Genomic DNA, 25,215 nt, shown 5'->3' on the forward strand with positions numbered 1-25,215 from the left:
GGTGAAGGCCCTGCACGTCATCACCGGCCTCGGCGTGGGCGGCGCCGAACAGCAACTGCGGCTGCTGCTGCGCCACCTCCCCGTCGACTGCGACGTCGTGACGCTCACCAACCCGGGCGCGGTCGCCGACGGACTGCAGGCCGACGGCGTCAAGGTCGTGCACCTCGGCATGACCGGCAACCGCGACCTGGCCGCACTGCCCCGGCTGACCCGGTTCATCCGCACCGGTGGCTACGACCTGGTGCACACCCACCTCTACCGCGCCTGCCTCTACGGCCGGCTCGCCGCGCGCCTGGCCGGCGTCCGCGCCGTCGTCGCCACCGAACACTCCCTCGGCGACTCCCAGATCGAAGGCCGCCCGCTCACCCCGGGCGTCCGCGCCCTGTACCTGGCCGGGGAGCGGCTGGGCAGCGCGACGGTCGCCGTCTCCCCCACCGTCGCCGACCGGCTGCGGCGCTGGGGCGTTCCCGCGCCCCGCATCGAGGTCGTCCCCAACGGCATCGACCTGGCCCGTTTCCGCTTCGACCCCCTCGCCCGGCTGCGCACCCGGCGCCGCCTCGGCCTGCCCGAGGACGCGTACGTCGTCGGCGGCATCGGCCGGCTGACCCCGGGCAAGCGGTTCGACGTGCTGGTCCGCGCCCTGGCCCGGCTGCCGGACGACTGCTGGCTGCTGCTGGTCGGCGGCGGCCCCGAGGAGCACGTCCTGCGCCGCACCGCCCACGAGGCCCGGGTCGCCGACCGGGTCCTGCTCACCGGCGAACGCCCCTACGTCACCGACGGCTCCCCGGGCCCCGACCTGCCGTCGCTCGCCTGCGCGATGGACGTCCTCGCCGCGCCGTCGCCGGAGGAGGCCTTCGGCCTGGCGGCCGTGGAGGGCCTGGCCTCCGGGCTGCCGGTGCTGTACGCCTCCTGCCCGGCGATCGAGGACCTGCCCCCGGCCGCCGCGCCCACGGCCCGGCACGTCACGGGCGGCGAGGAGGAGTTCGCCCGCGCCCTCGCCGAGGTCCGCGCGGCCGCCGGCCCTGGCTTCGGCGCGCGCACCGTGCCCGAGGCCGCCCGCCACTACTGCGTCACCCGCAGCGCCGCCCGGCTGATGGACGTGTACGCGACCACCCTCACGCACCCGTTGTCCCCGGCACCCCAGGGAGTGAGTTCCGCATGACCGAGCCCCTCACCCGGCCCCCGGCCGACCCGGCGGCCCCGATCCCCGCCGGCCGGCCCACCCGCCCGGGCCGCGCACGCACCGCACTGCGCCGCGTCCGGACGCGGACCCGGACGCGCGCCCGGGCCCTTCCGCCCTGGTCCGCCCTCGCGGCCGGTGCGCTCGCCGGCGGACTCCTCGGCGCCGGCTACGGCCTGGTCACCACCCCGCAGTACACGGCCACCAGTTACGTCGTCGCCGTCCCCACCGACCAGTCCGACCCGGCGTCCGCGCTGGGCTTCGCACAGGCCTACGGCCGGGTCGCCACGCAGCTCGCGGTGCTCGGGGACGCGCAGATGTGGGCGGGCGTGCCCGTGTCGACGCTGCGGGAGAGCGTCCGCACGGCCACCTCCCCGGACGCGCCGATGGTCTCGGTGGCGGCCACCTCCTCCCGCCCCGCCGACGCGGCCGACATGGCCAACGCGGTCGCCCGCGCGCTGACCCGGCACGCGGAGACCTCCGCCGGCGACACCCACGTGGAGCTGCGGCAGTTCGCGCGCGCCACCGAGCCCACCGAGGCGTCCTCGGCCTCGTCCGCCGTGACGGGACTGGTGGGCGCGAGCGCGGGCGGCCTGCTCGGCGGGCTGGCGCTGCTGGCCCGCCCCCGGCGGGCCGCCCGGGGGCCCGGCCGCGCGACGGCGGCCGTACCCGGACCCGCCTCGGCGGCCGACGTCCGCGGACAGCTGTGACGTACCCGACGACGTACGCGGGCACGGACAAGGCGTGGCGCCCGGCGCCGTACCCGACGACGTACACGACCGAGCTGGTCACCGACGAGCGGCGCTTCGCCGAGCTGGCGGCGGACTGGGGGCGGCTGTACCGCCGGTGCGCCGCCGCGACCCCGTTCCAGAGCCACGCCTGGCTGCACTCGTGGTGGCGGTCGTACGGCGGACGCGGCCGGCTGCGGCTGCTGCTGGCCCGCGACGGCCGTGAACTGGTCGCCGCCGCGCCGCTGACGCTCGTACGGCGTCCGGTGCCGGCGCTGGTGCCGCTGGGCGGGGCGATCTCCGACTACGGGGACGTCCTGCTGGACGACGCGCGCGGCCAGGACGCGGTGGACGCGCTCACCGAAGGCCTGTCCGCGGCGGCCCGCACCGCGCTGATCGACCTGCGCGAGGTGCGGCCGGGCGCCGCCGCCGAACGGGTCTACGAGCGCTGGCGCGGCCCCCGGCGCCGGGTGCCCGACTCGCTCTGCCTGGAGCTGCCCGCGGCTCCGATGGCCGAGCTGATCACCCGGCTGCCCTCGGCCAAGGCCCAGCAGCGGGTGCGCGCCAAGCTGCGCCGGCTGGACGCGCTCGGCGTCAGGAGCCGGGCCGTCCTGCCCGGCGAGGTGGACGCGGCGCTGCGCAGGCTGCTGGAGCTGCACCGGCTGCAGTGGCAGGGGCGGCGGGTGACCGGCGAGCACCTGCGCACGCGGTTCAGCGAGCATCTGGTGCGGGCGGTGGGGCCGATGGTGCGTTCCGGGGACGCGGTGGTCACCGAGTTCCGGATGGACGGCGAGGTGGTGGCCGTGGACGTGACGCTGCTGTCCCGGCGGCTGGCGGGCGGCTACCTGTACGGCGCCCATCCCCGGCTGCGGGAGCGGAAGGCGGACGTGGCGGTGATGCTGCTGGACGCGTGCGCCGAGTACGCCCGGGCCCCGGAGCGCGGCACGCTGAGCCTGCTGCGGGGCAACGAGCCGTACAAGCACCACTGGCGCCCGGAACCGGTGGGGAACCAGCGGCTGCTGCTGGCCCGCCGGCGCACGGCCCCGCTGCTGTCGGCGGCCCTGTGCGACGCCACCGCGCGGCGACGGGGCAAGGAGCTGCTGCTGCGCCGGCAGGAACGGAAGGAGCGGAAGGAACGGAAGGAGGCCGGCGGTGGCGGCGGAAGCGGCACCTGACCGCCGCCGCCCCCGCCGGCCCCGCGAGCCGCTACTCGTCCCGCGAGAACCAGTCGAGGCGGACACAGAGCTTCCCGCCGAGCCAGTACTCGACCCAGGCGCCGAGCTCCAGTGGCGAGCAGTCGGCCGCCGGCTCGGGCGTGACGGACGGCACCGCCGGCACGGGCGGCATGGCGGGTGGGGTGGGCGTGACGGGCGGGGTGGGCGTGGCCGGCACCGGGACGGTGGGGGCCGGCTCGTCGGTGCGGCCGAAGAGCACGGACCGGTAGACGGCGGTGGACCGGGGATTGTCGTCGCACTGCCACACGCCGTGCGGGCAGTAGTCGGTGACCGTGTTGTACACGGGTTTGTGCTGGTCCATCCAGGCGAGCATGCGCCGCATGTACTCGGCGTTGTCGCCGTTGCGGAAGAGACCCCATTCGGGGTAGGAGATGGGCTTCTTGTGGGCCCTGGCGAAATCCACGTGCGCCTGGAGTCCGTACGGCTCCCTCACCTGTTCGTCGAACGTCATTCCGCGCGGCTGGTCGTACGAATCCATGCCGATGATGTCGACCGTGGCGTCCCCGGGATAACACCGGGTCCAGGGAACGGCGTCCCGGCCGCGGCTCGGGGTGAAGTCGAACCGGAACTTCTGGCCCGGCACCGCGCGCATGGTGGTGACGATCCTGTTCCAGTACGTCTTCCAGGCCTCCGGGTCGGGCCCGCAGCGATGGGTGTACGTGGTGCCGTTCATCTCCCAGCCGAGGACCAGGACGGTGTCCGGCACGTCCAGTTCGACCAGCCGTTCGGCGAGGGCCCTGAAGTGGTGGTCGAAGTGTCCGGCGGCGCCCCGGCGCAGGAGTTCGCGCACCTCGTCGTCGTCGAGGCCCTCCTCGTTGCGTTCCAGCATGGGCACGTTGAGGACGAACATCCGGTCGGCCTCGCCGGTGCGCCAGTCGGCCCACACGTCGAGGAAACCGGGGGCGCCCTCGATGTTGCTCCAGCGGTCGCCGGGCAGGTACGTGTGGCCGACGCGCAGGTCGGCGCCGCCCAGCCAGTGGCTGAGCTGCGCCATCCGGGCCACGCCGCGCGGGCCGTAGTCCAGGTACGCGCCGAACGCGGCGGAGGAACCGGCGGCGGCCCCCGGGGCAGCGCCTTGGGCGGCGCCCGGAGCGGCCCCCGGGGCGGCGGCCCCCGGGGCGGCTCCCGGCAGGGCCCCGGGGGCGGGCGGGGGTGCCGGACGTGCGGCCGGTCCGCCGGCGGCGACACCCGGGCCGGCCGCCAGGAGCGCCGCCGCCGCGACCGCCGCCGCTACGCATGCCGGCCGCCGCCTGGACCTGGTCCGTGACTGCCGTACGACCATGCCGGCCTCTTTCCTCTTTCCTAGTCGAATAGCTAGTGACACTCAGTCATATGAAATGCCATCACGCCACCGCCGTTACGGCTTTCGAGTGCGCCGATCGACCGCTTCGGTGACCCGAAACGAATAAGAAGGAAGTTTCCCGTGTCGCTGTTCGACACCCGCGTCCCCGCCGTACTGGTGCGGATCGACCGGAATCCCTTTCACCACGGAACGCTGGGTGCCGTGCGTTCGCTCGGCCGCGCGGGGGTGGACGTGCACGTGGTCGCCGACTGCGCCCGGAGCCCCCTGGCCGTCTCCCGTTATGTGAGCCGCCTGCATACTCCGCCGCCGCCCGGCGCGTCGCCCGCCGACATCGCGGTGGTCCTGCGCCGCGTCGCCGCGAGGATCGCACGTCCCGCCGTACTGATCCCGATGGACGACGCGTGTGCCCTGGCGGTGGGGCGGATGCGTGCGGAGCCGGCGTCCGCGTACCTGCTGCCCGACCTGCCCGGCGCGCTGACCGAGCGGGTGGCCGACAAGGCGGAACTGGCCGGCGTGTGCGCGTCCCTTGGCGTCCCGCACCCCGAGACCCTGGTCCCGGACGGTCCGGCCGACGCCGCCCGTGCCGCCCGCCGGCTGGGGCTGCCGATGGTGGCGAAGTGGAGCCGGCCGTGGCTGCTGCCCCCGGGCATCGGGCTGCGCAGCACCGTGCTGGTGCGCTCGGCGCGGGAGGCCGGGGAGCTGTACCGGCGGACCGGGGAGGCGGGCAGCCGGCTGCTGCTCCAGGCGTTCCTGCCGCCGGGGCCGGACCGCGACTGGTTCGCCCACGGGTACGCGGACCGCTCGGGCACGGTCCGGTCCGGCGGTGCCGGCCGCAAGACGCGCGCCAGGCCGCGCGGCGCCGGGCTGACGGCGGTCGGCCGCTGGACGCCGAACCCCCAGGTGCAGGCGCTCGCCGAGCGGATCACCGGGGAGCTGGGTTACCGGGGCATCTTCGACCTCGACTTCCGCCGCTGCGGTACGACGGGCCGCTACCACCTGCTCGACTTCAACCCCCGCCCCGGCGCCCAGTTCCGGCTCTTCACCGACGCCGCCGGGCTGGACGTCGTACGGGCCCTGCACCTGGACCTGACCGACCGTCCGCTGCCTCAGGGGGCGCCGCGGCCGGGGCGGTCGTTCGTGGTGGAGAACTACGCGCCGCTGAGCGCCCTGCGCCGGGCCCCCGACGGACGTGAGCTGGCCTGGCACGCCGCGGACGACCGGGCGCCCGGCCGGGCCCTGTGGCCCCTGTGGGGCCGGCACGCGACCACCCGGCTGCTGCACCGCATGCACCGCCTGCACCGGAGGGACGACCGCCCGGATTCCGGGGAACCGGCCCGGGCCCGGGTGGTCCGCCAGGCGTCCGCTCCCGCTCCCGCCACCGGCCGGGCCGGACGACCGGACGACGAGAGGGCGGGCAGCCACTGACGGGCCGCCCGGCGGAGCGGTCGCCAGGGCGGGTCGCCGGGGCGGTCGCCGGCCGGGCGTCGTGCGGCCCCGGCGGGGAGCTTCGCGCCGGGGCGGGCGCCCCGGACGGCACGACGCCCCCGGCAGACCGAGGGAGGTCGGCCGGGGGCGGCGGGGGCGGGTGAGGCCCGGGTCAGCGGCGGGAGGCGGCCCGGCCCCGGCGGTACAGGATCGCACCGCCGGCCAGCAGGGCGGCGCCGGCGGCCGCGGTCCCCAGCGCGACCTCGCTGCCGGTCTCCGCCAGGGCGGGCGGCTGCTCCTTGCCCTTGTGCGGCGGGGTCTTCGCCTCGTGGGCGGGCGGGGTCTTGTCCTCCTCGGCGGGCGGGGTCTTCTCCTCCTCGGCGGGCGGGGTCTTCTCCTCGTCGGCGGGCGGAGTGGTCGGAGGCGTGTCGTCGTCGCCGTAGCCGCCCGGGGCCTCGTGCTCGCAGACGTTGCCGAAGACGGGGTTGAGCGCGGCGATCACACTGGCGGTGCTGCCGCAGAGGTCGAACGGCATCTCGATCACCGCCTTGGCGTGGTTGCCGGAACCGGTGCCGGACGAGGCCTCGGCCTCACCGCTCGCGTGGGAACCGAGCAGGCCGGACGGGAACTGGGCGTTCTCGCCGTCCTCGCCGTCCTTCTCGTCGTCTCCGCCGTCCGCGTCCGAGCCGTAGGCCGAGACGTCGTCGCCGTGGGCCGCACGGTGGGCTTCGGAGCCGTCGGCCTGCTCGTCCGAGTGGTTCGCGCACTCGTCGCCGGCGGCCGCGACGAACGTGCTCACGGCGTCGGCGGCGCTGCCGCAGACGTGCGCGGGCGCGTCGGCCGGGGCCTGAGCGGCGCTGTCGGACGCGGTGCCCGACGAGTTCTTGGCGGTGCCGTTCGCGGACGAGTCGGCAAGGGCGGGGCTGCCGCACAGGGTCAGGATGCTCGTCGCGGCGGCAGCCGCGACCATCCCCCTGCTCAGGGTCTGTCGCACTCTGGTTGTCTTCCTACTTGAAGAGATGACTGAAGGATGGACTGCACAACCGCTGCGGAAAGGAGGAAAGCCGACCCTGAACCAAAACGAGTTGGCCCGGGCCGGCGGCGACGCAGCCGGTCGGCTGGTGCGGAACGACGTCAGTCGCTCACGCGCACGTTGTCGGACGCCTCGTTCAGCAGGCCCACGACGTTGATGTTGTTGCCGCGCAGGTTGACGGGAATGTGCACGGGAACCTGGACCGCGTTGCCGGAGAGGGCCCCCGGGGAGCCGATGTCAGCAGCGTTCTTCTTCATGTACTTTCCCTTCTCCGCGGCCATGCGTGAATGACCGCGGAAATCGCGCGAGCCCGGTGTCGGCGGCTCGCACCATGACCTGCAGTCTGCCAACGAGAATGTGACGACCGGAGAAACGAAGAAACGCGAAACGCCGAGGAATTCACTCGAATGCCGCACGGCGCAATTGAGGGCGGCGGGCGGGCGGATGCGCAGGCGGTCCTCCATGACGGCCGGGGAGACGTTCTTGCCGCCGGATGTGCCCAGGAGGTCCTTCTTGCGGTCGGTGATGGTGGGGCGGCCGGCGACGTCGAGGGAGCCGAGGCCGCCGGTGGCGAACCAGCCGTCGGTGAGGGCGGCGGCGGTGGCCCGCGGGTTGTTCCGGCAGGACCCGAAGACGATCCCGCCCTTGAGGAGCACCTCGCCGTCGTCGGCGATGCGCACGGCCGTGCCGGGAACCGGTGGGCCGACGGTGCCGGGCCGGGGGCCCAGGGGCGGGACGATGGTGGCGGCGGTGGTCTCGGTCAGGCCGTAGCCCTCGTAGACCGTGCCGCGAGGTGAGGGGTGTGTCTCAGGTCAGCCGGTCCGCCTGCCGGACCGCCTCGGCGAGCCGCCCGAGCTCCGGGTCCTCCGTGCGGTCGGCCAGCGCGTCGGCGCGTTCGGCGAGTTCACCGAGGCCCGGTGCGCCGGGCAGGGAGCCGTCACCGTCGTACGGGGCGCGCAGCGCGTCGGCGAAGTAGGCGGCGGTCGCCGCGACCCGCAGGCCGCGGTCCGCGCCCCGGGCGGAGTCGTCGTCCGCGTCCCAGACGGAGCCGTCGAGGGCGTCGGTCTCCACGTCGCCGGACTCCTCGTGCGGGGCCCGGGTACGCGGGTCGAGCCAGCGGACGGTGGCCGTGGCGAGGTGGCCGTCGGCGCCGGGCCGGGTGCGGACCGCGTACAGGGCGGTGACCGTGTGGCCCGGGCCGACCTCGCCGCCGTCGACGCGGTCGTCGCGGAAGTCGTCGTCGGCGATCCGGCGGTTGTCGTAGCCGACGAGGCGGAACTCGGCGACCGTCCGAGGGTCGAAGGCGACCTGGGCCTTGGCGTCGCGGGCGGTCAGTTCGATGTGGCGCGGGAGTTGCTCGCAGAAGACCTCGCGGGCGTCCTCGGTGTCCGAGACGTACGTGGTGTGGCCGTCGCCCTTGTCGGCGAGGCGTTCCATCAGGGCGTCGCCGTAGTCGCTGCCGACGCCGACGCCGAAGAGGGTGATGCCGTGCTCGCGGCGGGCGTCCGCGACGCGTTCGAGGATGGCGTCCGCGTCGGTGTCGCCGGTGTTGGCGAGGGCGTCGGAGACGAGGACGACGCGGTTGGTGGCGCCCTCGCGGCGGCCCTCGACGGCGGTCGCGTAGCCGGTCTCGACGCCGGCGCCGAGGTTGGTGGACTCGGCGGGCTCCAGGCTGTCGATCGCGTCGTGGACGCGGCCTCGGCGGTCGCCGAGCCGGGTCATGGGCAGTACGGTCTCGGCCTCGTCGCTGAAGGTGACGAGCGCCACCGAGTCGTCGTCGCGCAGGCGGTCGGTCATCGTGCCGAGGGAATCCTTGGCGAGGTCGAGCCGGCCGGGTTCGGCCATGGACCCGGAGACGTCGATGACGAACGTCAGGGCGGCGGGCGGGCGTTCGCCCTCCTGCTCGGCGGTCCGCGTGGCCAGGCCGACGCGGACCAGCGACCAGTCCTCCGCGTCGGTGCGGGCGCCGTCCACGGTCACCGTGAAGCCGTCGCCGTCGGGGCGGTCGTAGTCCTGGCGGAAGCTGTTGACGAACTCCTCGGGGCGGACCGTCGACGGGTCGGGCAGCCGGCCCTCGGCGAGGGTGCGGCGGGCGTAGCCGTAGGAGGCGGTGTCGACGTCGAGGGCGAAGGTGGAGAGGTGGTCGGGGGCGGGGGCGACATCGCGGGAGTCCCCCGTCTCTCCCGTCTCTCCCGTCTCTCCGGTCTCTCCGGTGGTCGTGCCGCCGTCGTGGCGCTGTTCGCCCTCGCCGCGGGGGCGCTCGGGCGCGGGCGCCGCGGCCGAGCCGCCCCGGGAGTCGGCCGCGGAGTCCTTCGCGCCCTGGGCCGTGTCGTCCCCGCCCCGGCAGCCGGTGAGCAGCAGGCCGCCCGCCGCCGTGAGCGCGAGCAGCGCGCCGATCGGCCTTCGTGTCCGGTACCGCTTCATCGTCCGTGCCCCCTGGTTCCGTTGACGCCGGTGTACGTGACTGTGACGGCGCGGCGGGGCGGAACGTGCGGCACGGGGCGTCACGGGTGCGTCTCGAAGTGGGCACGGCGGCGGGCCGCCGAGACCGGTGGGTGATCCTCCGGTGACCTCGGCGGCATCCCGGCCCCCTACGACACGACGTCCTTGCCGGCGAACCCCCGGAAGGCCAGGGCGAACAGCACGAGCGCGTACGTCACCGACAGGGACGCGCCCTGGGCCAGGCGGGTCCAGTCCATTTCGGGCCGGACGGTGTCGAGCCAGGCGTACTGCCAGTGCGCGGGCAGGAAGTCGCGCCAGCCGCCGAGGGCGGTCACCTCGTCCAGGACGTTGCCGATGATGGTCAGGCCGACCGCGCCGCCGACCGCGCCGAGCGGCGCGTCCGTCTTGGTGGACAGCCAGAACGCCAGGGCGGCGGTGACCAGTTGGGAGACGAAGACGTACGCCACCGTGATGGCCAGGCGCTCGGCCGCGGTACCGGTGGGCAGGCTGCCGCCGGTGGGCAGCTCCAGCGGCCCCCAGCCGTAGGCGGCCGTGCCGACGGCGAGCGCGACCAGCGGCAGCAGCACGATCGCGGCGAGGCTGAGGGTGAGGGCGACGACCAGCTTGGACCAGAGCAGGCGGGCGCGGGGCACGGGTGCCGCCAGCAGGTAGCGCAGGGACGACCAGCCGGCCTCCGAGGCGACCGTGTCCCCGAAGAACAGGGCGACGGGCACGACGAGAAGGAAGCCCGCGGAGGCGAAGAGGTTGACCGCGGCGAAGTTCGCGCCCGACGCGGTGGCCGAGTCCATCAGGCTGACCTGGGTGTTCGCACCGCCCGGCTCGCCGCCGATGCGGAAGGCGACGAGCAGGACGAACGGCAGGGCGAACAGGATGCCGCCCATGACGAGGGTGCGCCGCCGCTTCAGCTGCCGGACCAGCTCGACCCGGACGGGCAGCGTGCGGCCCGCGCGGTAACCCTCGGCGACCTCCTGGGGGCCGGCGGGCGCGGCGCGTTCGGCCAGCGTGCTCATGCCGGTTCTCCGATCAGGGTGAGGAAGGCGTCCTCGAGGCGCCGGTGGGGGCCCACCGACTCCACGGGCACGTCCAGGCGTACGAGTTCGGCGATCAGGTCCCGGGCGGTGCCCCCGGGGCCGAGCCGGACCAGCAGACCGCCGTCGGTGGCGGTCGCCGAGGCCACGCCCGGCAGGGCGGCGACCTTCTCGACGAGCGGTGCGTCCACGCGCGCGAAGGTGCCCACCAGCAGGGTGTCGCCGGAGCCGACGATCTCACCGACCGGGCCGGCCTGGACGAGCCTGCCGTGGTCCATGACCACCAGGTGGGTGCAGGTCTGCTCGACCTCGGCCAGCAGGTGGCTGGAGACGATCACCGTGCGGCCTGCCGCCGCGTAGCGGATCATCACCTCGCGCATCTCGCGGATCTGCGGCGGGTCCAGGCCGTTGGTCGGCTCGTCCAGTATCAGCAGGTCGGGCAGGCCCAGCATGGCCTGGGCGATGGCGAGGCGCTGGCGCATGCCCTGGGAGTAGGTGCGCACCGCGCGGGCGAGCGCGTCGCCGAGGCCGGCGATCTCCAGGGCCTCGTCGAGGTGGGCGTCCTCGGGCGGGCGGCCGGTGGCCCGCCAGTACAGCTCCAGGTTCTCCCGGCCGGACAGGTGCGGCAGGAAGCCCGCGCCCTCCACGAACGCGCCGACCCGGGAGAGCACCGGGGCGCCGGGCGCGATGGCGTGGCCGAAGACGCGGATCTCGCCGCCGTCCGGTGTGATCAGGCCCATCAGCATGCGCAGGGTCGTCGTCTTGCCGGCGCCGTTCGGCCCGAGCAGGCCCAGCACCTGGCCCTGCTCCACCCGGAAGGACAGGTCCCGGACGGCGTACCGGTCGGTGGACTTGGCGTACCGCTTGGTCAGGCCGGTGATCTGGAGGGGTACGCCGGCCAGTGCGGGGTCGGGCGGCGGGGCCGTGGTGCGGCGGCGGGCGGTCAGCAGCAGGGCCGCGGCGACGGCGGCTCCCGCGAGGGGCGCCCACCAGACCCAGGCGGGCAGTCCGGCCGCCGGGCCGGTGTCGCCGAGGGCCGTCGGGACCTCCAGGTCGCCCTTGAGGGAGACGGTGTACGTGGCGGGGGCGGCCGGGGAGGCGTACCCGAGGTCGGTGGAGGACAGGACCAGGCGCAGCCGGTGGCCGCTCTCCACCTCGTGGTCGACGGCCGGCAGGGTGATCTTCACGTCCCTGCCGTCCCCGACGTCCTCCACCCGGATGGGGGTGACCAGTTGGGAGGGGAGTACCGGCTGGGTGCCGCCGGGGCCGACGTCGTACACCTTGGCGAAGAGCACGGCGTCGTCCTTCGTGGACTCCACGTGGACGGTGGCGGTCGGCGAGCCGGTGATGCGGAGGTCCTCCCGGACGGGCGCCGACTCGAACGCCGCGTGCTGGCCGGGGAAGTCCAGGGAGACGCCGATGCCGAGCGAGGAGAGCTGGGAGAGTCCGCCCGAGCCGCCGATGCCGGGCAGGGCGGAGACGGCGGGTGGACTGGCGCCGGCCGGGTTCTCGAAGCTCTGCTCACCTCCGCGCAGTCCGACCGGGCGGAGCTCGCTCTCCAGGCCGGGGTAGGAGTCGGCGCTCACGCCCTCCAGCCGGGGTTCGCCGTCTCCGCTGCCGGTGCCGAGGGTGCGGCTGACACGGAAGCCGGGGCCGGTGCCGGCCGATTCGTCGCCCTTCAGATAGCGGTCGAACCACGCTCCGACGCGGGCCTGGACCCGCTCCGTCTCCAGGTCGCCGCCGTCGTGTCCGCCGGCGATCCAGTCGACGGCCGCCGGGGCGCCGCCCGCACGGATCGCCCGCGCGGCCTGGTCGGCGTGGCCGAGCGGGAAGAGCGAGTCGGTCTGGCCCTGCGTCAGCAGCGTGGGCACGTCGATGCGCTCGCCGACGGCCTGCGGGCTGCGCTCGTCGAGGAGCTCCACCGCCTCCGGGTCCGGCGCCCCGGACTCGGCGACCCGCTGGTACATGCGGCACAGCTCTTCCTCGAACCGCTCGCAGCCGCCGCCCATGTTGACGAAGATGCCGGCCCACAGCTTCTTGAGGACGCCGTTCGGGAAGAGGGCGTCCGAGAGGTTCCAGTACGTGATCGCGGGGGCGATCGCGTCCACCCGGCGGTCGTGCCCGGCGGCCAGCAGCGCGACCGCGCCGCCGTAGGAGTTGCCGGCCACGCCCACGCGCGGGTCGCCCTCCCCGTCCAGCCGGACCTGCGGCTGCCCCGCCAGCCAGTCGATCAGCCGGGACACGTCGGCGACCTCGCCGTCCGGGGCGTTCAGCCCGATCTTCCCGGTGGACCTGCCGAAGCCGCGCGCCGACCAGGTCAGCACCGCGTACCCGTCCCGGGCGAGGCCTTCGGCCTGCTCGCGGACGTCGTCCTTGCTGCCGCCGAAGCCGTGGGCGAGCAGGACGGCCGGGCGGCGTCCGCCGGAGCCGGCGGTGAAGTACGAGGTGTCCAGGCGCACCCCGTCGCCCACGGCCATGGTCCGGTCGGCGCGGTGCACCGGGGGCGGGTCGTCGCCGGCGACGGCCGTCCATGTCCCGGCGCCGGCGAGTACGACGACGGCGGCCGCGGCGGAGAGCATCCGCCGCGGCCCCCGAAGCAGCCCTCGCACGCGGGGCAGTCGAAGATCCATGCGTCAACGGTACGGGCCGCCGCCGACAACCAGGCAGTCCAGGGGATGAACCACCGCCCCTCCCACGGAAGTACGGCTCCGTGCCGCGTACCACGGGCGCGGTAGGGGCAGTGGGCGGCGGTGGCCGCGGCAGGGAGGTTCGCGGCCGGGGACGCTCACGCCCCGGCGGGCTCCCGGGCGTCCTCCGGGACGGTCACCAGCCAGCGCGTGTCGCGGCGCGGGCGCAGGTACAGGGCCCAGTACAGGGTGGCGGCGGCGGTGATGCCGCCGGTCCACAGCAGGTGGACGGTCTCCTGCTGGGTCAGGATGTAGGCGAGGACGGCGATCAGCAGGATGGGCATCGCGGGCCACAGGGGCATCCGCCACGCCTGCGCGTCCCGGTGGGAGCCGCGCCGGGCGAGCAGGGCGGCGACCGCGACGAGCAGGTACATGCCGGTGACGGAGACGCCCGTGACGCCGTACAGGGTGTCCAGGTCGACGAAGCACATCACGGCGCCGGGCACGCCGACGGCGAGCGTGGCGACCCAGGGGGAGCCGAACCGGCCGAGCTTGGCGAAGAGGGTGTTGACCGGCGCGGGCCAGGCCTTGTCGCGGGCGGAGGCGAACAGGACGCGCGAGTTCTGGATGACCATGACGATGCCGGCGTTGATGATGGCGAGGGCCACGCAGAGGCTGACGAAGGTGCCGACGGCGGAGTTGGACCAGGCGGTGACCATGGCGCCGAGGTCGCCGCCGGTCAGCTCCGCGAGGTCGGAGGCGCCGAGGGTGATGGCGACGACCGGGACCAGGAGGATCACGGCGGAGATGCCGAGGGTGGCGAGGACCGTGCGGGCGACGTTGCGGCGCGGGTCCTCCAGCTCCTCGGAGAGGTAGACGGCGGTGGAGAAGCCCTGGGTGACGAACAGGGCGATGGCGAGCCCGGAGACGACCAGCATGCCCGTCACGGGGTCCGCGCCGCCGTCCGCGCCGGCCACCTCCATGGATACGAGGCTTTCGGGGCCGCGCTCGGCGTGGGCGAAGCCCAGCACCGCGACGACGGCCGCGGCGATGACCTCCAGGACCAGGAAGACGCCGGTGATCCAGGCGTTGGCGCGCAGGTCGAGCAGGCCGGCGAGGGTGGCGAGCACCATGACGCCGGCGCCCGCCAGGGACGGGTCGAGGTGCACGACCGGTTCGAGGTAGTCGGCCGTGCCCATCGCGATCACCGGCGGCACGATCATGACAACCAGCAGGGACAGCACGAAGACCAGCCAGCCCGCCAGGCGCCCGGCCATCGTCGACACCATGGCGTACTCGCCGCCCGCGCTGGGGATGAGGGTGCCCAGCTCCGAGTAGCAGAACGCCACGGCGACACAGAGCAGGGAGCCGATGGCGATGGTCAGGGCGGTGGCGGTGCCGAGCGAGCCGAAGAGGTCGGGTACGACCACGAACAGCGTGGAGGCCGGAGTCACGCACGAGAGCGTCAGCAGCGTGCCGCCGACGACCCCGATGGAACGCTTGAGCGTCCGGGTCTCCCCGGGGGCCTGGAGGTCCGGGGGTGCCGCTGCGGCGGTCTCGACGGGGCGGAGCGTGTCGGTCATGGAGCGGTTCCGATCGACTCGTGCGGTGTGGTTCGGGCGGGAGCGCTATCGCCTCCGGCGGCTTGGTCGTACGTGGTTCTCGTCCGCTCCCGACGCCAGATGGAATACCGACGAAAACCGGCGCGTCAATGGGTGTTTACCTACGGAATCCGTTGACGGATCTCGGCGCGACTTCCGGAAACCGCATCAGGTTCCTTCCGGCAGAGCCTCTTTGAGACGTACGGGAACCGTAGGGAGCGGCGTAAAAAAACGTGCCGTTTTCCGGCGCCCGCACACTGTCGGTGGGGCCCGGTACAGTCCGGGACACAGACGAATCACAGGAACACGGCAACGGGGTGGGGACTCATGAAGCTGAAGTACACGGCGGCCTGGGTGGGGTTGACGGCCGCGGCGATGGCCGCGGCGACCGCGTGCGGTTCGGACGGCGCCGGGACGGCGGCCGAGACCGCCGACAAGGCCGTGGAGACGGCCGCGGACAGTGCCGCGGGCAAGGCCGACATGATCATGGCGGCGCTCTCGCGGGCCACCGACCGGACCGAGGAGCTGGGCTCCGCCGAGGTCAGGACGACGACCGACCTGGGCACCGGTGAGCCGATCGCCATGGACGGCACGTACTCCTGGGGCGACGGCTACGCGCTCGACGTCGAGATGGACACCGAGGCCGTGCGGATGCAGGAGCTCACGGACTCCCCGACCGTGCGCACACTGTTCGTGGACGGCGCCTACTACTACGACATCGACCCCCAGCCCGCCGGCCCGCTCGCGGGCAAGGAATGGATCAGGATCGACGGGTCGGCCGTGTTCGGCGAGTCGGGTGCCGCCGCGATGAGCGGGGGCGGCGGAGGCAGCCCGGTGGACTCCCTGAAGGGCCTGAAGTACGCGAGCGACGTCGAGGACCTCGGCGAGGAGACCGTCAACGGCAAGCCCACGACCCACTACCGGGCCGTGCTCGACCAGGGGGACCTGGGCAGGTTCAAGGAGGCCCTCCGCGGCGCCGACAGCCTCCTGAACTCGACCGCCGGCGGCGGCTCGATCACCATGGACATCTGGGTGGACGCCAAGGACCTGCCGGTGCGCCTGCAGCAGGACTTCGGCAGCATGGAGGTCACCATGGACTTCGACAAGTTCGGCGCCACGAAGGAGATCGTGGCCCCGCCCGCCGGGCAGACCGGTGACCTCACGGAGGACGTGAAGGACGCCGGGAGGCAGCAGGGCTGAGACCGCGCCGACGGTGCCTCCGTCCCCCGCGTGGGAGACGGGGGCACCGGGTGGCTCAGTGGTTGCGCGGGAAACCCAGGTCCACGCCGGCCGGGGCGTCGGCCGGGTCCGGCCAGCGGGTGGTGACGACCTTGCCGCGGGTGTAGAAGTGCGTGCCGTCGTTGCCGTAGATGTGGTGGCCGCCGAAGAGCGAGTCCTTCCAGCCGCCGAAGGAGTGGTAGCCGACGGGGACCGGGATCGGCACGTTCACGCCGACCATGCCGGCCTCGACCTCCAGCTGGAAGCGGCGGGCCGCGCCGCCGTCCCGGGTGAAGATCGCGGTGCCGTTGCCGAAGGGGGAGGCGTTGATGAGCGCCACGCCCTCCTCGTACGTCTCGGCGCGCAGCACGCACAGGACCGGGCCGAAGATCTCGTCCTGGTAGGCCTTCGCCGTGGTCGGCACCCGGTCCAGCAGGGAGATGCCGATCCAGTGGCCGTCCTCGTGGCCGTCCACCGTGTGGCCGGTGCCGTCCAGGACGACCTCGCAGCCCTCGGCCGCCGCGCCCTCGACGTAGGACGCCACCTTGTCGCGGTGCGCCTTGGTGATCAGCGGACCCATCTCGGAGGACGGGTCGTCACCGGGGCCGATCTTGATCTTCTCGGCGCGTTCGCGGATCTTCTCGACCAGCTCGTCGCCGACCGCGCCGACCGCCACGACCGCGGAGATCGCCATGCAGCGCTCGCCGGCCGAGCCGTAGGCCGCGGAGACGGCCGCGTCGGCCGCCGCGTCGAGGTCGGCGTCCGGCAGTACCAGCATGTGGTTCTTGGCACCGCCGAGGGCCTGGACGCGCTTGCCGTTCGCGGAGGCGGTGGTGTGGATGTAGCGGGCGATCGGGGTCGAGCCGACGAAGGAGACCGCCTTGACGTCCGGATGCTCCAGGAGGCGGTCCACGGCCACCTTGTCGCCGTGCACGACGTTGAAGACGCCGTCCGGCAGACCCGCCTCGGAGAGCAGCTCGGCGATCCTCATCGAGGCCGACGGGTCCTTCTCGCTCGGCTTGAGCACGAAGGTGTTGCCGCAGGCGATGGCGAGGGGGAACATCCACATGGGCACCATCGCCGGGAAGTTGAACGGCGTGATGCCGGCGACCACGCCGAGCGGCTGCCGGATCGAGGCCACGTCGACGCGGGTGGCGACCTGGGTCGACAGCTCGCCCTTGAGCTGCACGGTGATGCCGCAGGCCAGGTCGACGATCTCCAGGCCGCGCGCGACCTCGCCGAGCGCGTCGGAGTGCACCTTGCCGTGCTCGGCGGTGATCAGCTCGGCGATCTCGTCGCGGTGCGCGTCCAGCAGCGCCCGGAACCTGAAGAGGATCGAGGTGCGCTGCGCCAGCGAGGACTGACCCCAGGTCAGGTACGCCTCCTTGGCGGCGGCGACCGCGGCGTCCACCTCGTCGACGGAGGCGAAGGCGACCTTGGTGGTGACCTCACCGGTCGCCGGGTTCGTCACCGGCCCGTACGTGCCCGAGGCGCCGTCGGCGGTCTTGCCGCCGATCCAGTGGTTGACGATGTTCGTCATGACCGAGAACTCCTTCACAGATGGCGGCGACGGGTCGAGACGTGCCGTTGGTCCTGCTCACGGGCCGTGACCGGCGACGTCCGGGTCGCGGCCGCGGCCATGGGTCCATCCCACCAGCCGGGCACTCCGGGCGGGCCCGACACTGTGTCTGCGGTTTGCGCGTCCGCGTAGACACGTGGGCCAGTGTGAGCGGCCCACGCGCCGTCCCGTGGGCGAGCGCGGACGGCCCGCACCCCGGCACACGGGCCGGCACGGACGGCCCGCACCCCGACACACGGACGAGTACGGACGGCCCGCCCCCGTCGGGACGTCGGGAGGTGAGGACGTGGGGACGTGGGGACGTCGGGACGTCGGGACGTCGGGACGAGGGAACCTCCGGCGCGGAGCCGGTGCGAGCGGGGAGTCGGCGCTCGCGCCTCGCTCCTGCCAGGGCGAAGCGGCCTTCCCGCGCCGGAGGCGTTTCGTGGGGGTACCGGTGACGGCGGGGGCGGACGTCCGCCCCGCGGTGATCAGGTCGTGCGCCATCGCCTTCCCCTTCGTGCCCGTCGTCGCCTGCCCGCCGTTGCGTCTCCCCCGGTTTCTAGCCCCGTACGTGGGGCCTGTCAATGTTTTGTCCGGACATTCGGACGACAGGATGGGCGACATGGCCCGGGTGGCGGCGCACCCTCGCGACCCAGTTCATACCGGCCGGGCGAGGTCAACGCGCCACGCCCGGCATCCGACCTATTCCTTTGCGCCACTTGGGTCACGAAAATGACCGCTCCGTCACGGATGTCACGTGCACGCGGCCCTTCCGTCACATCCGGGAACGGGCCCGGTCCGCCCCTCACCCCGCGACGTTCACCCGGGTCAGGCTTGTGATCGCCGGCGCAGCGTCCGGCTCCCCCGGCGGCCGTCCCCGGCCGCCGCCGCGGTGCACACAGGGAGGTGCGGCTCATGACCGACCGAAGGCTCTGGTCCTACAAGGACATCGCGGCCCACATCCGGGTACAGCCGGACACCGTGCGGTCGTACCGCAAGCACGGGCTCCTGCCGCCACCCGACCACGTGGAGGGCGGGAAGCCCTACTGGTACGCGGACACGATCCGGACCTGGGTGGCGTCCCGGCCCCGCAACCGGAACCGGTAGGACGGCCGGGCGCCCGACCATCGGCCATCGGCCACCAGCCACCGGCCACCGGCCACCACCGGAAATCGTTCTGTGCCCCACGTCCGCGTGGGGCACAGTGCCGCACATGGACTTCTCCGTGAAACCCGTCCTGACCGGCGACAGGGCCGTCCTGCGGCCGTTCACCGAGGCCGACGCCGAGCGCATGTGGGAGATCATCAACGATCCCGAGGTCGAGCGCTTCACCGGCTCGCCGGGGCACGAGCTCACCCCGGAGCTGGTGCGCGCCTGGTACGGCTCCCGCAGCGCACAGCCCGACCGGCTCGACCTGGCCGTCACCGATCCCGCCGACGGCGGACTCCTCGGCGAGGTGGTGCTGCACGAGTGGGAGCCCGAGAGCCGTTCCTGCACCTTCCGCATCCTGCTCGGCGCGCGGGGCCGCGGCCGGGGCACAGGCACCGAGGCGACCCGGCTGATCGTCGGCTACGGCTTCGAGGAACTCGGCCTGCACCGGATCCAGCTGGACGCCTACGGCTACAACCACCGGGCCCTGCACGCCTACGAGAAGGTGGGGTTCGTGGTGGAGGGCGTCCGGCGTGAGGTGGAGTGGCGCGACGGCGCGTGGGCGGACGAGGTGCTGATGGCCGTCCTGGACCACCAGTGGGCCGCCCACCGCGGGCGCCCCCTGGCCGACGACGGGCGCCCCCTGGCCGACCGCGGGCGTCCCGAGGCCGGCGTCACGGCTCGATGACCGTCACACCCGCGCCGGGCGCCGTCCCCATCGCGGCCAGGGCGGCCGGGACCGCGCCCAGCCCGATGGTGGACGTCACCAGCCGGTCGGGCCGGAGCGCCCCGGTGCGGACCAGCTCCAGCATCGGCGGATAGGTGTGCGCGGCCATCCCGTGGCTGCCGAGGAGTTCCAGCTCCAGGGCGACGGCGCGGGCCATCGGCACCGGCGTGGTGCCGTCCGCCGAGGGCAGCAGGCCCACCTGGACGTGCCGGCCGCGGCGGCGCAGGCCGTTCACGGACGCGGCGCAGGTGACGGGCGAGCCGAGGGCGTCGAGGGAGAGGTGGGCGCCGCCGCCGGTCAGGTCGCGGACCGCCGCGGCCGTGTCCGGCGTCGCGGACGCGTCCACACACTCCGACGCGCCGAACGTACGTGCCAGCTCCAGCGCCCGGGGCGACACGTCCACGGCGAGGACCCGCGCGCCCGAGGCCGCCGCGATCATCACCGCCGACAGGCCGACCCCGCCGCAGCCGTGCACCGCGACCCACTCCCCCGCCGCGACCCTTCCCTGCTGCACCACGGCCCGGAACGCGGTGGCGAACCGGCAGCCGAGCGAGGCGGCCGTCGCGTACGACATGTCCTCGGGGACGGCGACGAGGTTGACGTCGGCGTGGTCGAGGGCCACGTACTCGGCGAAGGAGCCCCAGTGGGTGAAGCCGGGCTGGGTCTGCCGTTCGCACACCTGCTGGTCGCCCGCCGCACACGCCCCGCAGCTCCCGCAGGCGCAGACGAAGGGCACGGTCACCCGGTCGCCGGGCCGCCACCCGGCCACCCGGTCGCCGACCGCCTCCACGACACCGGCGAGTTCGTGACCGGGTACGTGCGGCAGCGTGATGTCCGGGTCGTGCCCCTGCCAGCCGTGCCAGTCGCTGCGGCACAGCCCGGTGGCCTCAACGCGGACCACGACCCCGTGCGGCGCGGGCGCCGGGTCGGCCACCTCCCGCACCTCGGCCGACTCTCCGAACCTCTCGAACACGACCGCGCGCATCCGCCGCCCTCACTTCCGTACCGGTGTTCCCGCTTCCCGTCCCCCATCTCACGGCAGGCCGTCCGAAGCCATACCCCCTAGGGGTACAGTGGATGGTGAGTGGTCCACGCTGGACCACGGGCGCACGGCTGTACGCCCCGAGTGCGCTCCAGTACGCCCCCCTGACGAGGAGTAATGACATGACCGCCCAGACCGACACCCAGGGCTCCGTCACCACCGTCTACAAGGTGAGCGGAATGAGCTGCGGACACTGCGAGGGCGCCGTGTCCGGCGAGATCTCCGAGATCGCGGGCGTCGGCTCGGTGCGGGCCGTCGCCTCGACCGGCGAGGTCACCGTCGTCTCCGAGGCACCCCTCGACGAGGCGGCCGTGCGCGCGGCCGTGGACGAGGCGGGCTTCGAGCTCGTCGGCAGGGTCTGAGCCACAGCGGCCACAGCGGCCACAGAGGCCACAACGGACCGCAGCGGACCGCCCCGGCCGCAACCGCCCCCGCCGCATCCACAGCCCCTCCGGCCGGGCCACCCGCGGCCCGGCCGGCCCGTCTGGAGTCCGGACCATGACCAGCCCCACCGCGTCCCGCCCCACCGCACCCACCGCCGCGTCCAGCCCCACCCCGCCCACTGCCGCGTCCAGCGCCGCCTCGGCGTCACCCGCGGCCGGCCCGGCCGCCGGGCCGGACCTCGCCGAGGTCGAGCTGCTCATCGGCGGGATGACCTGCGCCTCCTGCGCGGCCCGCGTCGAGAAGAAGCTCAACCGCATGGACGGCGTCACCGCCACGGTGAACTACGCGACGGAGAAGGCCCGGATCACCCACCCGGTGACCACCGGGGTCGCCGACCTGATCGCCACGGTCGTCAGGACCGGATACACGGCCGAGCAGCCCGCGCCGCCGCCGGAGCCCGCCGACGAGACCACGCCCCCGGAAGAGGCCCCGGAAGAGGCGCCGGCAGAGGCCGCGGACGACCACCCCGAGCTGTCCGCCCTCCGCCGCCGCCTCGTCGTCTCCGTCCTCCTCGCCGCGCCCGTCGTGCTGCTCGCGATGGTCCCGGCGCTCCAGTTCGACAACTGGCAGTGGCTCTCGCTCACCCTGGCCGCGCCCGTCGTGGTCTGGGGCGGCCTGCCCTTCCACCGCGCCGCCTGGACGAACGTCCGGCACGGCGCGGCCACCATGGACACCCTGGTCTCGCTCGGCACCCTCGCGGCGTTCGGCTGGTCGCTGTGGGCGCTGTTCTTCGGGGACGCGGGCATGCCGGGCATGCGGCACGGCTTCGACCTCACCGTCTCCCGCACGGACGGCGCCTCCGCGATCTACCTGGAGGCCGCCGCCGGAGTGACCGCCTTCCTCCTCCTCGGCCGCTGGCTGGAGGCCCGCTCCAAGCGCCGCGCCGGAGCCGCGCTGCGGGCGCTGATGGAGCTGGGCGCGAAGGACGTCGCCGTGCTGCGGGACGGCCGCGAGGTGCGGATTCCGGTGGCCCGGCTGGCGGTCGGCGACCGGTTCGCCGTACGGCCGGGCGAGAAGATCGCCACCGACGGGACGGTCACCGAGGGCGCCTCGGCCGTGGACGCCTCGATGCTGACCGGCGAGTCGGTGCCGGTGGACGTGGGCGTCGGCGACACCGTCACCGGCGCCACGGTCAACGCCGGCGGCCGGCTGGTGGTCGAGGCCACCCGGGTCGGCGCCGACACGCAGCTGGCACGCATGGCCAGGCTGGTCGAGGACGCGCAGAGCGGCAAGGCCGAGGTGCAGCGGCTCGCGGACCGGATCTCCGGGATCTTCGTACCCGTGGTGCTGCTGATCGCGGCCGCCACGTTCGGGGGGTGGCTGGGCGCCACCGGTGACACGGTCGCCGCGTTCACCGCCGCCGTCGCCGTACTGATCATCGCCTGTCCGTGCGCCCTGGGTCTGGCCACGCCGACCGCGCTGATGGTCGGCACGGGCCGCGGCGCACAGCTCGGCATCCTCATCAAGGGCCCCGAGGTGCTGGAGTCCACGCGGCGCGTCGACACGGTCGTCCTGGACAAGACCGGCACGGTCACCACCGGCCGCATGACCCTGCACGAGGTGTACGCCGCCGAGGGCACCGACGAGGAGGAGCTGCTGCGGCTCGCGGGCGCCGTCGAGCACGCCTCCGAACACCCGGTGGCCCGCGCGGTCGCGGCAGGCGCCGGGGAGCGGGTCGGGCCGCTGCCCGCCGTCGAGGCCTTCGAGAACGTCCCCGGGCGCGGCGTACGCGGCCGCGTGGAGGGCCGTGAGGTGGCCGTGGGGCGCCTCTACGACGCCCTGCCGCCCGAGGTGTCCCGCGCCAGGGACAAGGCCGAGAGGGACGGGCGTACGGCCGTCGTCGTCGGGTGGGACGGTGCGGCGCGCGGGGTCGTCGCCGTGGCGGACGCGGTCAAGGGGACCAGCGCGGACGCGGTGGCCGAGCTGCGCCGGCTGGGCCTCACCCCCGTGCTGCTGACCGGCGACAACCGGCGCGTCGCCGAGTCGGTCGCCGCGGCGGTCGGCATCGACGAGGTGATCGCCGAGGTGCTGCCCGAGGACAAGGTCGCCGTGGTGGAGCGGCTGCGGGCCGAGGGCCGTACGGTCGCCATGGTCGGGGACGGCGTCAACGACGCCGCGGCGCTCGCCACCGCCGATCTGGGTCTGGCGATGGGCACGGGGACGGACGCGGCGATCGAGGCGGGCGACCTGACGCTGGTCCGCGGCGACCTGCGGGTGGCGGCGGACGCGATCCGCCTCTCCCGGCGCACGCTCTCCACGATCAAGGGCAACCTCGTGTGGGCCTTCGGCTACAACGTGGCCGCGCTGCCACTGGCCGCCGCGGGGATGCTGAACCCGATGATCGCGGGGGCGGCGATGGCCTTCTCCTCGGTGTTCGTGGTCACCAACAGCCTCCGGCTGCGGGCCTTTCGCTGAATGCGCGTTTCACGCAGGTCGAGGGGGAGTGCCTCTGGAGTCCGGCACCCGCCTCACATAAGCTCTTCACAAGGCTCGCGCATCTTCCTTACGCTTGGGCCCCGTCCGGCGTATGGGTGCTCTTGCGCATCTACCGGACATATGCAAGAGACGCAGATCACAGTGATGCGAACGTAACCATCGAAGGGGTTCGAAGGTCTAAGTTGGCGATGTCAGGCAGCGTCTTGGGGGGCGCCACCTGGCATCTGGGGATGTCTTGGGGGACTTTCCCAGAGCTGCGTTGCCGGGACACGTACACCGGGAAGCTTTGAGCGGCCCTCCCGGGCGTGCGCTGTCCCGGCAGACCGCACCACAGGCACGGCGGGTTTTGCTCGTTGTGCTCAGTACAGCGATTCAGGCGCTGTCCTCACAGACGCCCGGCCGGATCCCGTGGGGGGAATCCGTACCGGGACATGGGAAGGCGCCCTGGTTCGTCGGCCCGTGGGGGGACCGGCGCCAGGGCGCCTTCTGCTGTCCGCCTTCTGCTGTCCGCCTTCTGCGGGCCGCGGGCCGCTGTCCTCGGGCCGCTGTCCTCGGGCGTCATGCACACATCCGGGTCCGGACACGGAAAAGTCCCGTACCGCTCGGGCGGCACGGGACTCCTCGGACGCGCTGCGGGGGTGCCTGGCGGCTCAGCGCTCCTCGACGGGGACGAAGTCGCGCTCGACGACGCCCGTGTAGATCTGGCGCGGGCGGCCGATGCGGGAACCCGGCTCCTTGATCATCTCGTGCCACTGGGCGATCCAGCCCGGCAGCCGGCCGAGGGCGAACAGGACCGTGAACATTTCGGTCGGGAAGCCCATGGCCCGGTAGATCAGGCCGGTGTAGAAGTCGACGTTCGGGTAGAGGCTGCGCGAGACGAAGTAGTCGTCGGAGAGCGCGTGCTCCTCCAGCTTCAGGGCGATGTCCAGAAGCTCGTCGGACTTGCCGAGGGCGGAGAGCACGTCGTGCGCGGCAGCCTTGATGATCTTGGCGCGCGGGTCGAAGTTCTTGTAGACCCGGTGGCCGAAGCCCATCAGGCGGACGCCGTCCTCCTTGTTCTTCACCTTGCGGATGAAGGAGTCGACGTCACCGCCGGCGTCGCGGATGCCCTCCAGCATCTCCAGCACCGACTGGTTGGCGCCGCCGTGCAGCGGGCCCCAGAGCGCGTTGATGCCGGCGGAGATCGAGGCGAACATGTTCGCCTGCGAGGAGCCGACCAGGCGGACCGTGGAGGTCGAGCAGTTCTGCTCGTGGTCCGCGTGCAGGATCAGCAGCTTGTCGAGCGCGGCGACGACCGTCGGGTCGAGCTCGTACTCCTGCGCCGGCACCGAGAACGTCATGCGCAGGAAGTTCTCGACGTAGCCGAGGTCGTTGCGCGGGTAGACGAACGGGTGGCCGATCGACTTCTTGTACGCGTAGGCCGCGATCGTCGGAAGCTTCGCGAGCAGCCGGATCGTGGAGAGGTTGCGCTGACGCTCGTCGAACGGGTTGTGGCTGTCCTGGTAGAACGTCGACAGCGCCGAGACGACCGACGACAGCATGGCCATCGGGTGGGCGTCGCGCGGGAAGCCCTTGTAGAAGTTCTTGACGTCCTCGTGCAGCAGGGTGTGCTGCGTGATCTCGTTCTTGAACGCGCTGAGCTCGTCGACGGTCGGCAGCTCGCCGTTGATCAGCAGGTAGGCGACCTCCACGAAGGAGGAGCGCTCCGCCAGCTGCTCGATCGGGTAGCCGCGGTACCGGAGGATGCCCGCCTCGCCGTCCAGATACGTGATCGCGGATTTGTAGGCGGCGGTGTTGCCGTACCCACTGTCCAGCGTCACCAGACCGGTCTGGGCGCGGAGCTTCCCGATGTCGAAGCCCTTGTCGCCGACGGTGCTGTCGATCACCGGGTAGGTGTACTCGCCGTCGCCGTACCGCAGTACTACTGAGTTGTCGCTCACGTCTTCCCTCACCGACGTAGTGCCTCATCTTCGAGGTGCCCTGACTGTCTCTACCATCCCCCACTTGGCTCAGGA

General features: G+C 73.6%; 19 protein-coding genes and 2 pseudogenes. 9 read left to right on the forward strand and 12 right to left on the reverse strand.

The features are described 5' to 3' along the window. The first annotated feature begins 1 nt into the window (after position 1). The 3 genes from ACZ7G3_RS06350 to ACZ7G3_RS06360 all read left to right on the forward strand — a co-directional run bounded on the left by ACZ7G3_RS06350 (position 2) and on the right by ACZ7G3_RS06360 (position 3,083). Positions 2–1,162, forward strand: a complete 1,161-nt coding sequence (locus tag ACZ7G3_RS06350) for a glycosyltransferase (protein ID WP_426600555.1) — start codon at positions 2–4, stop codon at positions 1,160–1,162. Further along, positions 1,159–1,890, forward strand: coding sequence for a YveK family protein (locus ACZ7G3_RS06355; protein ID WP_470923579.1), 732 nt, complete (start codon positions 1,159–1,161; stop codon positions 1,888–1,890). Before ACZ7G3_RS06350 ends, ACZ7G3_RS06355 begins: the two co-directional genes overlap by 4 nt. 74 nt (positions 1,891–1,964) lie before the next feature. Then, positions 1,965–3,083: a GNAT family N-acetyltransferase gene (locus tag ACZ7G3_RS06360; RefSeq protein ID WP_426600562.1), complete on the forward strand. Its 1,119-nt coding sequence runs from the start codon at positions 1,965–1,967 to the stop codon at positions 3,081–3,083. A 31-nt stretch (positions 3,084–3,114) separates the two neighbouring features. On the opposite strand, the gene ACZ7G3_RS06365 is transcribed toward ACZ7G3_RS06360, so the two are convergent. After that, positions 3,115–4,425 (reverse strand): glycoside hydrolase family 26 protein, encoded by a 1,311-nt coding sequence (locus tag ACZ7G3_RS06365; RefSeq protein ID WP_470923581.1) that lies wholly within the window; start codon positions 4,423–4,425, stop codon positions 3,115–3,117. 141 nt (positions 4,426–4,566) lie between these two features. On the opposite strand from ACZ7G3_RS06365, the gene ACZ7G3_RS06370 reads away from it, so the two are divergent. Further along, the gene (locus ACZ7G3_RS06370) at positions 4,567–5,871 is read left to right on the forward strand and encodes a carboxylate--amine ligase (RefSeq protein ID WP_470923583.1); all 1,305 of its coding nucleotides are present in this window, start codon (positions 4,567–4,569) and stop codon (positions 5,869–5,871) included. Between the two features lie 172 nt (positions 5,872–6,043). Here the strand turns inward: ACZ7G3_RS06370 and ACZ7G3_RS06375 are convergent, their stop codons facing one another. The 7 genes and pseudogenes from ACZ7G3_RS06375 to ACZ7G3_RS06405 form a co-directional block, all read right to left on the reverse strand. Continuing rightward, positions 6,044–6,865, reverse strand: a complete 822-nt coding sequence (locus ACZ7G3_RS06375) for a chaplin (RefSeq protein ID WP_470923585.1) — start codon at positions 6,863–6,865, stop codon at positions 6,044–6,046. A 140-nt stretch (positions 6,866–7,005) separates the two neighbouring features. Further along, positions 7,006–7,185 carry a chaplin gene (locus ACZ7G3_RS06380; protein ID WP_426602831.1) on the reverse strand — a complete coding sequence of 60 codons (180 nt, stop codon included), beginning with the start codon at positions 7,183–7,185 and terminating at the stop codon, positions 7,006–7,008. Positions 7,186–7,322: 137 nt separating this feature from the next. Further along, positions 7,323–7,686 (reverse strand): annotated as a pseudogene (locus ACZ7G3_RS06385) (AMP-binding protein); the annotation flags it as partial. Between the two features lie 25 nt (positions 7,687–7,711). After that, positions 7,712–9,328, reverse strand: a complete 1,617-nt coding sequence (locus tag ACZ7G3_RS06390) for a vWA domain-containing protein (protein WP_470923587.1) — start codon at positions 9,326–9,328, stop codon at positions 7,712–7,714. 167 nt (positions 9,329–9,495) lie between these two features. Next, complete coding sequence (locus ACZ7G3_RS06395; RefSeq protein WP_470923589.1) at positions 9,496–10,377, reverse strand: ABC transporter permease; 882 nt, start codon at positions 10,375–10,377, stop codon at positions 9,496–9,498. After that, positions 10,374–13,025, reverse strand: a complete 2,652-nt coding sequence (locus tag ACZ7G3_RS06400) for a CocE/NonD family hydrolase (RefSeq protein ID WP_470923591.1) — start codon at positions 13,023–13,025, stop codon at positions 10,374–10,376. Before ACZ7G3_RS06400 ends, ACZ7G3_RS06395 begins: the two co-directional genes overlap by 4 nt. Before the next feature lie 155 nt (positions 13,026–13,180). Continuing rightward, positions 13,181–14,605: an APC family permease gene (locus tag ACZ7G3_RS06405; protein ID WP_426602785.1), complete on the reverse strand. Its 1,425-nt coding sequence runs from the start codon at positions 14,603–14,605 to the stop codon at positions 13,181–13,183. 345 nt (positions 14,606–14,950) lie between these two features. Between ACZ7G3_RS06405 and ACZ7G3_RS06410 the strand changes: the two genes are divergently transcribed. After that, positions 14,951–15,823, forward strand: coding sequence for an SCO4651 family lipoprotein (locus ACZ7G3_RS06410; protein ID WP_470923593.1), 873 nt, complete (start codon positions 14,951–14,953; stop codon positions 15,821–15,823). Between the two features lie 55 nt (positions 15,824–15,878). Here ACZ7G3_RS06410 and mmsA read toward each other — a convergent pair whose 3' ends face one another. Beyond that, entirely contained in the window at positions 15,879–17,381 is a 1,503-nt protein-coding gene (mmsA, locus tag ACZ7G3_RS06415; protein WP_470923595.1) for a CoA-acylating methylmalonate-semialdehyde dehydrogenase, read from the reverse strand. 355 nt (positions 17,382–17,736) lie between these two features. Continuing rightward, positions 17,737–17,839 (reverse strand): annotated as a pseudogene (locus ACZ7G3_RS06420) (5-deoxy-glucuronate isomerase); the annotation flags it as partial. 478 nt (positions 17,840–18,317) lie between these two features. Here ACZ7G3_RS06420 and ACZ7G3_RS06425 point away from each other — a divergent pair. Next, entirely contained in the window at positions 18,318–18,509 is a 192-nt protein-coding gene (locus ACZ7G3_RS06425) for a helix-turn-helix transcriptional regulator (RefSeq protein WP_426602791.1), read from the forward strand. Between the two features lie 106 nt (positions 18,510–18,615). Continuing rightward, complete coding sequence (locus ACZ7G3_RS06430; RefSeq protein WP_470923597.1) at positions 18,616–19,239, forward strand: GNAT family N-acetyltransferase; 624 nt, start codon at positions 18,616–18,618, stop codon at positions 19,237–19,239. Here the strand turns inward: ACZ7G3_RS06430 and ACZ7G3_RS06435 are convergent. Further along, complete coding sequence (locus tag ACZ7G3_RS06435) at positions 19,226–20,263, reverse strand: zinc-dependent alcohol dehydrogenase family protein (protein WP_470923599.1); 1,038 nt, start codon at positions 20,261–20,263, stop codon at positions 19,226–19,228. The two genes, ACZ7G3_RS06430 and ACZ7G3_RS06435, sit on opposite strands and share 14 nt — an antisense overlap. A gap of 179 nt (positions 20,264–20,442) precedes the next feature. Here ACZ7G3_RS06435 and ACZ7G3_RS06440 point away from each other — a divergent pair, with 179 nt between their 5' ends. Continuing rightward, positions 20,443–20,682, forward strand: coding sequence for a heavy-metal-associated domain-containing protein (locus ACZ7G3_RS06440; protein WP_426602797.1), 240 nt, complete (start codon positions 20,443–20,445; stop codon positions 20,680–20,682). 136 nt (positions 20,683–20,818) lie between these two features. After that, positions 20,819–23,179 (forward strand): heavy metal translocating P-type ATPase, encoded by a 2,361-nt coding sequence (locus ACZ7G3_RS06445; protein WP_470923602.1) that lies wholly within the window; start codon positions 20,819–20,821, stop codon positions 23,177–23,179. Between the two features lie 671 nt (positions 23,180–23,850). On the opposite strand, the gene ACZ7G3_RS06450 is transcribed toward ACZ7G3_RS06445, so the two are convergent. Continuing rightward, positions 23,851–25,140, reverse strand: coding sequence for a citrate synthase (locus ACZ7G3_RS06450; protein WP_426517026.1), 1,290 nt, complete (start codon positions 25,138–25,140; stop codon positions 23,851–23,853). Positions 25,141–25,215 lie beyond the last annotated feature (75 nt).

The organism is Streptomyces sp. NPDC037271 (assembly GCF_055603605.1).